Genomic DNA, 10,621 nt, shown 5'->3' with positions numbered 1-10,621 from the left:
ACCTCTCCGGTTATTCTTCGTCAGCCTGGCGCTTTATCCACGCCAGTACGTGTTCCGAGGGTACTTTTTGCAGACCCGGGGGCTGCCAGTCAGTCAGCTCTCCCTGGCCCAGAACCAGCAGTCCCCCGGGCGCCAGCCGCTCTGCAAGTCGCCTGACAATGTCCCGCCTGCGCCAGCGGCGGAAATAAATCAGCAAGTTCTGGCAGAAGACAATGTTCATCCCGTGCATGGGGGCCTTATCCAGATCCAGTACATTCAGTCTGGTAAAGCAGACCCGTTCCCGGATGCTCTCCACAATTTCAACGGTATTCCGCTCAGCCGGGCGGAAATACCGGTTCTTCATATTCTCGTCCATGCCCTGCAATTTACGGGCATTGAACTGACCAATCCGGGCCTTCTCGATAACCGGTGTGCTGATGTCTGAGCCGGTTACACCATACAGCGGTTGCAGATCCAGTTGGTTCATACACTCTCTCAGCACCATGGCCAGAGTGTAGGGCTCCTCACCGGTGGAGCATCCGACGCTCCAGGCCTCGAGAGGCCGTTTGCGAAGTTGCTCTCTGGGTCGTGTAAGAACGTAGTCTGCGACCAGGCGAAAGGCATCCGGATCCCGGAAAAACCGGGTTTCCTGAACCGTCAGCCGGTCAACCAGTGTTGACCATTCCCGTATGGCATCCGGCCCCGAGACGATGGTTTCGTAATAAGCCTGATAGCTGCTGCAGCCAATTTCCCGCATCCGGATAGCCAGATTGGTTTCCAGAAACGAGCGGCGCTCTGCAGACAGTGTCATGCCGGTGCGGTGCTCCAGTAGCACCCGCCACTGGTGGAACTGCGCCTCATCCATATCGGGAAGACGGCGCAGAAACCAGGCGCTCTTGGCAAATGACGGATTGTTATGAAGCTCAGACATAAACCGTCATCAGCCCCTGGCCGTGATTCAGCCCACCACCGGTACGTTGTTGTCTTCCTCTTCTTCCTGGTCTGCCATTTCTTCTTCCGGCAGCGTAAAGCCGGCAACGGAGGACCGCAGCTCGGAGGCCATTTCCGCCAGGTTACCGATAGACTTCGCGGTCGCGTTGGTACCGGACGAGGTCTGGGAGGTAATTTCCTGGATAACGTTCATGGTGTTGGAAATGTGCGCTGCAGAGGACGACTGCTGGCGTGCTGCGTTGGAGATGTTCTGGATCAGCTCCGCAAGGCTCATGGATACGTTCTCGATTTCCTCGAGCGCGATACCCGCGTCCTGTGCCAGGCGTGCACCACGTACCACCTCGGCGGTGGTGTGTTCCATGGAGATTACGGCTTCGTTGGTGTCCGACTGGATCGTCTTGACCAGCGCTTCAATCTGCTTGGTTGCCGCGGAGGAGCGTTCCGCAAGGCGCTGAACTTCGTCCGCAACTACCGCAAAGCCCCGCCCCGCATCACCGGCCATGGAGGCCTGGATGGCAGCGTTCAGGGACAGGATGTTGGTCTGGTCGGCAATGTCGTTGATCAGGGATACGATGTCACCGATCTCCTGGGAGGACTCACCCAGACGTTTGATCCGTTTGGAGGTTTCCTGGATCTGTTCACGGATGTTGTCCATGCCGCGAATGGTGTTCTGTACCACTTCCGCACCTTTCTTGGCGATGGCTACCGACCGTTCCGCAACCGCAGAGGATTCGGCGGCGTTGGAGGATACCTGGTCGATGGACACAGCCATTTCGTTAACAGCTGCCGAGGCGCCGGCGATTTCCTGGGCCTGGTGTTCGGAAGCATCCGCCAGATGCATGGCGGTGGACTGGGTTTCCTGGGCCGCCGAGGCTACCCGCACCGCCGTACCACGAATCGCCTGAACCAGGCCGCGCATCTGGTCGATGGCGTAGTTGATGGAGTCGGCGATGGCACCGGTGAAGTCCTCGGTTACTGTGGCCTCGGTAGTCAGGTCACCATCGGCCAGGTCGGCCAGTTCGTCCAGCAGTCGCAGGATGGCGTTCTGGTTCTGCTCGTTCTGTTCCTGAGTGGTTGCAAGGCGCGCCTGGGCATCGCGATACAGGGCAAGACCGATGAACACAACCATGGCCACCATGGCTGCAAGGATAATAAAGGCCAGAGTGGGGCTTACCAGACGTGACCCGCTCTGGTTGCGGAAGCCTTCCGCCAGAACAGAAAGCTCGGAGAGCAGTATTTCGGAATTCTGGAAGATATCGCTGGCTGCAGTACGTACCTTGAAGAGGTCGGGAGAGGCCTCAAGGATGGCGTCTACGTTCTGGGCGACAAATTCGAACAGCTCATCTACGGCTTCAAGGCCGTAGATGGCATCTTCATCGTTAACTTTCGAGATACCCATGGCCGGGTTGCCGTTGAGCTGGCCCTGCAGTACGCGGCCAAAGAGGCTGGCGTCGCGACCGAAGCGGTCAGCGGCGATAACGGCGTCTTCGTCCCCGGACAGTACGTTGTTCACCGAACGCACAATACGTTCTGCCAGCAGTGACTGGCGCTGTGCCAGTGCAATCTGTTCCGCTGGCGCATTGTTTTCCAGCAGGATCTGTACGATGTCGTCGTATTCAACCTGGAGCTGGGGGATGGTCTCGTTCAGAGTGCGGGCTACTTCGTGCAGGCCCAGCACGGCGTCCCGGGTGGACAGAATGCTGTCTGTGTTTTCGCGCACCCTGTTCCAGTGCTGCTGCACACCGCTGTCGCGGGCCAGTTCGCTGGGCGGGAGGCCGGTTTCCGGGTTGCCTTCGGTCACGTTGGCCCAGAGCTGCTGGAATTCATCGCGGGAGCGGCGCAACTGGTTGAATGCCTCGGCGGTACCACCGGCGGCCTCGGTCGCGTTTTTGGCGATTTCCTGTGACAGCACCCTGAGTTCAGCGGCGTTGGCGGTGTATTCCTGATCGTTCTGGCTATCCCTGTTGATAATAAACAGGACCACAACAAGCAGGACGGTGAGTGCGATCAGTGAGGCAATCAGGCCGGCAACAAGTTTGTTGCCCCCCTGTCCCGTACTGATTCTTCCGGCTCTGTTTTTCATTTTCTGGCTCCCGGCCTCTTCGAGTATTTTTGGCAGTTGTTTTTAGTCAGATTTCAGGCAGTCAGGGTGTTTGCTCTGCCACGGTCGCCACCCTTACCACTGTGCGACGTCAAGAAAGCGTTCGTCTTCGAGCAGGTCGACGGCGGAAAACACTTTCCAGACTTCGTCATTCCGTTCGTAGCCGCCTGCAACAAACGGCTGAACGTTTTCAGGCACGCCCGTTGGCGCTGCCCTGAAACTGTCGGTTGCAAAGTACTGCATGCCCAGCACGGTATCGACGACCAGGCCGCTGAAAATATCCCCCTGTTCAACAACAAGAACCCGCCGTTCCCGCTGGCTGCGGGAGGAACGGGGAATGTCGAAAAAACCGGCAAGATCCACCAGGGGGAGGAGGCGCCCGCGAACGTTGGCGGCGCCCAAAAGGAATGAACGCACGCCCGGAATATGTGTAAACCGGGGCACATGCAGTATTTCAGTGACTTCTCCCATGGGGGCCACATAGCGCTCGCCGGCGAGAACAAAACCGATGCCGTTCCACAGCTCAACGGCTTCCTGTTGCTCCGGCAGGCCGGCAGCCGTGGCTCGGCTGCGTCGGGCGATATCCGTCAGAATGGCAAAGGGGGTGGCCTGGTCGGACATGCTCACTCCACGGTTGGGGATCAGGCAATCAGACTGTTGATTGTTTTGATCAGATCGTCTTCGTTTACCGGCTTCACCAGATACCCTTTGGCGCCCTGACGGGTGCCCCAGACGCGGTCGGTTTCCTGATCCTTGGTGGTAACAATGATCACCGGAATGGAGGCGGTCTCAGGGGCCCGGGTAAGCTGGCGGGTTGCCTGGAAGCCGTTGAGGCCGGGCATCACCACATCCATCAGCACCAGGTCCGGAGTTTCGGCGCGGGCCTTGGCAACGCCATCTGCGCCATTATCTGCGGTCAGCACATCGTGCTTGTGCTTTTCCAGGATGGTGGAGATTTTCTTAACCTCGGTAGGAGAGTCGTCAACAATCAGAATGCGGGCCATTGGTTCCTCGATGGTTCTTTGTATCAGCAGGGTTTACTGGGATGTCACAGGTATGTAGTGACGAATCGTATTGAGCAGCTCATCCTTGCTGAATGGTTTGGTCAGATACTGGTCAGAGCCGACGATGCGGCCCTTTGCCTTGTCGAAAAGCCCGTCCTTGCTTGACAGCATGATGACCGGCGTCTTTTTGAATGAGGAGTTGTTCTTGATGAGCGCGCAGGTTTGATAGCCATCCAGACGGGGCATCATGATGTCCACAAAAATGATGTCCGGCTGTGAATCAGCAATTTTAGCCAGAGCATCAAAGCCGTCTGTCGCGGTGATAACCTCACAGCCAACCTTCTTGAGGAGAGTTTCTGCGGTGCGACGGATGGTTTTACTGTCGTCGATCACCATGATCTTCAAGTTCTCGAAGTTGTCATCCATTGTCCGGGTGCCTTGCGCTCAGCGACTGTCATTGTTTTAAAACGAGGGTTTTTAGCACAAACGTTAAGGTTCTTCTATAAACCCCGCTCATTTATAGATTATCAGTGGCCCGATAAAAAGCATTTCTTTGTGACCAAATGTACTTTTGCCTGCAACATCACGTAATCGATCAAGGATTTCTCCGGGTGCATTCGCGGCTCGGGTACAATACCATCTGAATTCTCAGCATAGCACTTATTGCCCGGCTTACTCTGCAGACCGGTTCTTGTTTTCAACCCTCAGGAGTTCAGAGGCCTTATGACAGTTCGACTCGGGATAGTGATGGATCCCATCAGGGATATCCATTTCAAGAAAGACAGTTCGCTGGCGATGTTGCTGGCGGCCCAGAACCGTGGTTGGGAGCTTGAGTACATGGAGCTGCCCGACCTGTATCTGGAAGGTGGCAGAGCCATGGCCCACACGCGCAGTCTGACCGTGCACATGGATCCGGCAGACTGGTATGCCCTCGGCCCTGCCCGGGATCGCGCGCTGGGCGATCTTGATGTGATTCTGATGCGCAAGGATCCTCCTGTAGACCGGGAGTTCCTGATTGCCACCTATATTCTGGAAGCTGCCGAGCAGCAGGGTGCCCTGGTGGTGAACCCGGCCGCTACCTTGCGAGACTGCAACGAGAAGCTGTTTGCCACCCAGTTTGAGGATTTGACGCCGCCTTTGCTGGTGAGCCGTTCTGCGAAGCGTTTCCGGGAGTTTTATGCGGAACACGGCGACATTATCATGAAGCCGGTGGATGGCATGGGTGGCCACTCTATTTTTCGCGTCAAGGAAAACGACTTCAACCTGGGTGTGATTATTGAAACCCTGACCAACTATGGTGAACATCAGGCCATGGCGCAGAAGTACATTCCGGAAATCAGCGACGGCGACAAGCGCATCCTGATGATCGAGGGCGAAGCTGTGCCTTATTCCCTTGCGCGAATCCCGCCGCAAGGAGAGAATCGCGGCAATCTTGCCGCCGGTGGTCGCGGCGAGGGCCGTGAACTGACGGCCCGTGATCGCGAGATCTGCGAGCGTGTAGCGCCGGTTATCAAGGAAAAAGGCCTGATGTTTGTGGGCCTGGATGTGATTGGTGATTACCTGACCGAAATCAACGTCACCAGCCCGACCTGTATCCGGGAGCTGGACGACGCATTCGGAACAGACATCGGAGGTATGTTGATGGACGCCGTCGAGAAACGCCTCAACAGGAGCTGACGGGGAAAGCATGATTCAGGTCCAAGCACAGGAACGGGTTTAGTCATGGCGGTGCAGGTAAGCGATTTCGACCGGTTTTCCTTCACGCTGTTTATGGCGCTGGTGGTGCACGCGGTGGTAGTGCTGGGCATTACCTTTGCGCCAGAACCTCCGCGTTCCTCGGCCCAGACCATGGAAATCACCCTGTCGCAGTTCGATGACGGGCAGGCGCCGGAGAAAGCCGATTTTCTCGCCCAGACCAGCCAGCAGGGCAGCGGCACCGAGGAGGAAGCCCGGGAAATGACCACGCCGCAACCGGCTGAAATCAGCCAGCCGGAAGTGGCTCAGGTGCAGCCCGAGCCCAGGGCACAGGTTGAGCCGGTTCGCCGCCAGGAAAAAACGGTTGTGCAGACCCGGAGCGAGTCCAGTCAGCAGGTTGCGCAGCCCGATCAGCGCAGCGAGCCCGAAGCCGAACCTTTGCCGGTCAAGGAAAAGAAAAGCCTGATGGAGCGCAGCCTGGAAATTGCCAGCCTGGAGGCTCGCTTTGATGCCCAGCAACAGGCCTATGCCCGTAAACCGAGAGTGATGCGGGTAACGGCCGCATCTACCCTGAAGTCCACCAATGCGTGGTATGTCCAGAACTGGGTAAGCAAGGTGACGCGGGTTGGCAATATCAACTATCCCACCGAAGCCCGGCGCGCCGGGGTCTATGGCACTCTGCGAATGCTGGTATCCATGCAGAAAGATGGCACAATCAAGGAAGTGGCTATTCTGCAGTCGTCCGGGAGCAGCCTGCTCGATGACGCTGCCATTCGTATCGTGCGGATGGCCGCGCCCTTTGCACCCTTCCCGGATGAGATGCGCAAAGAAGTGGATGAACTGGAAATCATACGTACCTGGTCCTTCCAGCAACGGGGGCTGACATCCGGATGACGGCATCGAAATATTCTCCACACAATCTCAGGCATCACTTCCTGGTGGCTTCGCCGTATCTGGCGGACCCCCGTTTCCATGGTGCCGTCATTTACCTTTGCGAACACTCCGACGATGGTGCTCTCGGGCTGATGATCAATCAGCCGCTGGACATTCATCTGGGCGAAATTCTGGAGCAGCTTGATCTTCAGGGTGGCGAGCTGGATCTGCCCGTATTCAGTGGTGGCCCGGTTGAGCAGGAGCGGGGGTTTGTCCTGCACTCAGCGGGAACCAGTTGGCAGAATACTGCCGTGGTCACCGACGACGTTATGCTGACCACTTCCCGCGACATTCTTGCCGGCATCGGCCAGAACCATGGTCCGCAGGAGTTCCTGCTGGCTCTGGGGTACTCCGGCTGGGGCGCCGGGCAACTGGAAGACGAGTTAAGTGGCAATGCCTGGCTGACATGCCCGGCAAACACCGACATCCTGTTCCGGACACCCTGGACAGACCGCTACAAAGCGGTTCTGAAACTGATCGGGATTGACCTTAACCAGCTCAGTGAGACGGTGGGCCATGCCTGAATCCGGGCGCCGCAGCCTGATGGCATTCGATTTTGGCCTGCGCCGCATTGGTGTTGCTGTGGGCCAGGAATTTCTCGGTACCGGCCAGCCCCTGGCCATGATCAGCGCAGATAACGGAAGTCCCGACTGGGATCAGATTGGCAGGCTGTTGGCGGAGTGGCAGCCGGACACCGTGCTGGTGGGCCTGCCCCTGAACATGGACGACAGTGAGAACGAGATGTGTGCCCGTGCCCGTAAATTCGGCAAGCGCCTGCATGGCCGTTTCCATGTTCCTGTAGAGATGGTGGATGAGCGCCTGACCAGTTACGAAGCCAAGGGGAAGGTGATGGCTGCTGGCGGCAGCCGAGATTTTGGTCGCCACGGTGTGGATGACCGTGCAGCAGTGCTGATACTGGAAACCTGGTGTCGGCTGCAGACGGAATAAAAAGTGAGGATGTAATGAGCACACTGCTTGATGTAGAACAGCTTCTGGATACTCTGGAAACGGGGATGCGGCGCCTGATTGAAGAGCGCGGTATCGAATCACCGTTAGTCATTGGTATCCGCACGGGTGGTGTCTGGGTAGCCGATATTCTGGGCAAACGTCTCGGTATTGAAGAGCCTTTCGGAGAGCTGGATATTTCTTTCTACCGGGACGACTTCAGCCGCATAGGGCTGAACCCCAGAGTCACGCCCTCGAGCCTGCCTTTTGACACCGAGGGCCGGAATATAATACTGGTGGACGACGTCATCATGAGCGGGCGTACCATCCGTGCGGCGATGAACGAAATCTTCGATTACGGCCGGCCAGCCCGTATCATACTCGCCGCTTTGATTGATCTCGGTGCACGGGAGCTTCCCATACGGCCCGATGTGGCGGGGCAGTCGCTGGAGCTCAATGCCGGGCAGCGAGTAAAGCTTCGTGGCCCGGACCCGCTCCGGATCGAATTTCAGGAAGCCGGACACTAACCCCCCGAATCCGACAGCAGGAATGCCATGACCGAAAACGCAGCTTCCCCCAACCATCTACAGCTAACCCGGGACGGCCAGTTGCGGCATTTCCTGACTCTGGACGGCCTTGGCCGGGAGTTGCTGACCGATATCCTGGATACTGCCGACTCGTTTATTGAAGTCGGCGAGCGGACCATCAAGAAAGTACCCCTGCTGCGTGGCCGGACGGTGGTCAATCTGTTCTTCGAGGCCAGCACCCGCACTCGCAGCACTTTCGAACTTGCCGCCAAGCGGCTGTCCGCCGATGTGCTCAACCTCGACATCAACACCTCCGCCACCTCCAAGGGCGAATCGCTGTCGGATACGCTTCTCAACCTTGAAGCCATGGCCAGCGACATGTTTGTGGTGCGCCATGCCCAAAGCGGCGCGCCACACTTCATTGCTGAAAGCGTGACTCCCGGTGTCGCCATTATCAATGCCGGTGACGGTCGCCATGCCCACCCCACCCAGGCCATGCTGGATATGCTGACCATACGGCAACACAAAGGCGGGTTTGAAGGCCTGAAAGTTGCCATAGTGGGCGATATTCTGCATTCGCGGGTTGCCCGCTCCCAGATTCGCGCCCTGAATGAACTGGGCGCCGGGCAGATACGGGTGATCGCGCCCGGCACCCTGTTGCCGAGAGATGTGGAAAGCCTTGGCTGCACCGTGGAATACGACATGGGCAAAGGCATGAAGGACCTGGATGTGGTGATTATGCTGCGCCTGCAGAAAGAGCGCATGGAAGGTGCGTTGCTGCCGAGCGAGCGTGAGTTTTACCGGCTTTACGGGTTGAGCCAGGAAAAACTGGCGTTGGCGCATCCACAGTGTATTGTCATGCATCCGGGCCCGATCAACCGGGGCGTCGAAATCGAATCCGCAGTGGCGGATGGTCCGCAATCGGTGATCCTGAATCAGGTCACCAATGGTATAGCGATACGCATGGCCGTGATGGCCATGGCCATGGGTGGGCAAGTGGCAGAGCGCCAACAGAAAATGAATGAACTGAATGAAAGAGGCCAGGCATGAGCGGTAAAGAACACTTCTCGGGCGTCAGCCTGAAAATTACCGGCGGCCGCTTGCTGGATGGCCTGGGCAGTGAAACCCCGAATCGTGCGTTGCTGATTCAAAACGGTCGCATTGCGGCTACCGGAGACGCTGCTGAACAAGCGGATGCGGATCAGGTGTTTGATGCCAAAGGCTGTGTGATTTCCCCGGGATTTGTTGATCTTTACTGCAATCTGCGCGAACCCGGCACTGGTCAGAAGGGTAATATTGCCTCGGAAACCCGTGCTGCTGCCAAGGGCGGCTTCACCACGGTCTGTGCCTCGCCCGAAACCTCGCCGGTTAATGATTCCCGGGCCGTTTCCCGTTTGATCCAGGATGGAGCCGCCACCGGCTCGCCCATCCGGGTACTCCCGGTAGGGGCTGTGACCCGTGGACTCGAGGGCGAGATGCTCAGTGATATGGCAGGCCTCGCTGCCGCAGGCTGCGTTGCATTGGGTAATGGGTCGCGCGGTATACGCAGTGCCCGGGTGCTGCGCCGCTGCATGGCCTACGCCCACACGTTCGGCCTGACCGTGATGTTCCGCCCCGAGAACCAGTCACTGGCAGCCGATGGTTACGCCCACGATGGCCTGGTAACATCCCGCCTGGGACTTCTGGGTATCCCCGAAGTGGCAGAAACCGCATCAGTGATGGAAATGCTGTTGCTCGCCGAAGAAACCGGCGTGCGCCTGCATCTGAGCCAGCTTTCCTGCGGTCGCAGTGTTGAAATGGTGGCCGACGCACGGCACAGGGGCGTTGCGGTAACAGCAGATGTCGCCATGCATCAGCTTGTCTTCACCGAAAGTGCGCTTTCGGGCTTCGATAGCCGGTTTCACTTGCGCCCCCCGCTACGCTCGGAAGCGGATCGCCAGGCGCTGGTCGCCGGCGTTCGCGAGGGTGTAATTGATGCGATAGTCAGCCAGCACCTGCCCCACGACAGTGCCGCCAAGCAAGCCCCCCTGGCTGCTACCGAGCCCGGCCTTTCCAGTATAGAGAGCGTGCTGTCGCTGGGCCTCGGGCTGGTGCAGCGGGGCGAATTAACCCTTGCGCAGCTGATTCGCGGGCTTACATCCGGCCCCGCATCGGTGATTGGCCGGGCTGCGACCCTTGGTAATGACGATGTTGCCGACCTTTGCGTGTTTGACCCGGGTGCACAGTGGACGCCCGGCAGCCAGTCGCTTATCTCCATGGGTAAGCACGCGCCAGTGCTGGGCCAGCCTTTGATGGGTGTTGTACGGCTCACGCTGGTGCAGGGGCAGGAAGCTTGGTCCGGTTCCTGAGGCTGTATTCAGCCGGTAAAATGCGGCAGAGGTTGGCCAGCCGCTGTCGACGCCATCACATAATCCCGCTTGTAGCCTAAAAACGCTTGAAAGAGGGCACCTGTGCCAACGTATTCTTGTCCCTGCCAGTATACCTTG

12 protein-coding genes are annotated in these 10,621 nt (G+C 58.1%); 7 read left to right on the top strand and 5 right to left on the bottom strand.

Going from position 1 to position 10,621, the window contains the following annotated elements; translation table 11 throughout:
* Window positions 1-10: 10 nt before the first annotated feature.
* The 5 genes from CDH48_RS12865 to pilG all read right to left on the bottom strand — a co-directional run bounded on the left by CDH48_RS12865 (window position 11) and on the right by pilG (window position 4,461).
* Window positions 11-910, bottom strand: coding sequence for a CheR family methyltransferase (locus CDH48_RS12865; RefSeq protein ID WP_100689154.1), 900 nt, complete (start codon window positions 908-910; stop codon window positions 11-13).
* A gap of 27 nt (window positions 911-937) precedes the next feature.
* The gene (locus CDH48_RS12860; RefSeq protein ID WP_100689153.1) at window positions 938-3,013 is read right to left on the bottom strand and encodes a methyl-accepting chemotaxis protein; all 2,076 of its coding nucleotides are present in this window, start codon (window positions 3,011-3,013) and stop codon (window positions 938-940) included.
* Window positions 3,014-3,106: 93 nt separating this feature from the next.
* A complete protein-coding gene (locus CDH48_RS12855) occupies window positions 3,107-3,652 on the bottom strand; it encodes a chemotaxis protein CheW (RefSeq protein ID WP_100689152.1) in 546 nt (181 codons plus the stop codon).
* Between the two features lie 20 nt (window positions 3,653-3,672).
* On the bottom strand, window positions 3,673-4,035 hold the full coding sequence (gene pilH, locus CDH48_RS12850) for a twitching motility response regulator PilH (protein WP_072795640.1): 363 nt from the start codon (window positions 4,033-4,035) through the stop codon (window positions 3,673-3,675).
* A 33-nt stretch (window positions 4,036-4,068) separates the two neighbouring features.
* Complete coding sequence (gene pilG / locus CDH48_RS12845) at window positions 4,069-4,461, bottom strand: twitching motility response regulator PilG (RefSeq protein WP_100689151.1); 393 nt, start codon at window positions 4,459-4,461, stop codon at window positions 4,069-4,071.
* A gap of 297 nt (window positions 4,462-4,758) precedes the next feature.
* Here pilG and gshB point away from each other — a divergent pair, with 297 nt between their 5' ends.
* Genes gshB through CDH48_RS12810 form a run of 7 tightly spaced genes read left to right on the top strand, consistent with a single transcriptional unit; the run spans window position 4,759 to window position 10,483 of the window.
* Window positions 4,759-5,712 carry a glutathione synthase gene (gshB, locus tag CDH48_RS12840; protein ID WP_100689150.1) on the top strand — a complete coding sequence of 318 codons (954 nt, stop codon included), beginning with the start codon at window positions 4,759-4,761 and terminating at the stop codon, window positions 5,710-5,712.
* 45 nt (window positions 5,713-5,757) lie between these two features.
* Complete coding sequence (locus CDH48_RS12835; protein ID WP_100689149.1) at window positions 5,758-6,624, top strand: energy transducer TonB; 867 nt, start codon at window positions 5,758-5,760, stop codon at window positions 6,622-6,624.
* Window positions 6,621-7,187 carry a YqgE/AlgH family protein gene (locus CDH48_RS12830; protein WP_100689148.1) on the top strand — a complete coding sequence of 189 codons (567 nt, stop codon included), beginning with the start codon at window positions 6,621-6,623 and terminating at the stop codon, window positions 7,185-7,187. Before CDH48_RS12835 ends, CDH48_RS12830 begins: the two co-directional genes overlap by 4 nt.
* Window positions 7,180-7,611 carry a Holliday junction resolvase RuvX gene (gene ruvX / locus CDH48_RS12825; RefSeq protein WP_100689147.1) on the top strand — a complete coding sequence of 144 codons (432 nt, stop codon included), beginning with the start codon at window positions 7,180-7,182 and terminating at the stop codon, window positions 7,609-7,611. The genes CDH48_RS12830 and ruvX overlap by 8 nt, the downstream gene beginning before the upstream one ends.
* A gap of 14 nt (window positions 7,612-7,625) precedes the next feature.
* Window positions 7,626-8,135, top strand: a complete 510-nt coding sequence (gene pyrR / locus CDH48_RS12820; RefSeq protein WP_100689236.1) for a bifunctional pyr operon transcriptional regulator/uracil phosphoribosyltransferase PyrR — start codon at window positions 7,626-7,628, stop codon at window positions 8,133-8,135.
* A gap of 27 nt (window positions 8,136-8,162) precedes the next feature.
* Window positions 8,163-9,185 carry an aspartate carbamoyltransferase catalytic subunit gene (locus CDH48_RS12815; RefSeq protein WP_100689146.1) on the top strand — a complete coding sequence of 341 codons (1,023 nt, stop codon included), beginning with the start codon at window positions 8,163-8,165 and terminating at the stop codon, window positions 9,183-9,185.
* On the top strand, window positions 9,182-10,483 hold the full coding sequence (locus tag CDH48_RS12810) for a dihydroorotase (RefSeq protein WP_100689145.1): 1,302 nt from the start codon (window positions 9,182-9,184) through the stop codon (window positions 10,481-10,483). Before CDH48_RS12815 ends, CDH48_RS12810 begins: the two co-directional genes overlap by 4 nt.
* Window positions 10,484-10,621 lie beyond the last annotated feature (138 nt).

Source organism: Marinobacter aromaticivorans (assembly GCF_002806975.1).
Lineage (GTDB): Bacteria > Pseudomonadota > Gammaproteobacteria > Pseudomonadales > Oleiphilaceae > Marinobacter > Marinobacter aromaticivorans.
The sequence above is the reverse complement of the archived record's forward strand: the minus strand, read 5'-3'. Positions and strand labels throughout refer to the sequence as shown.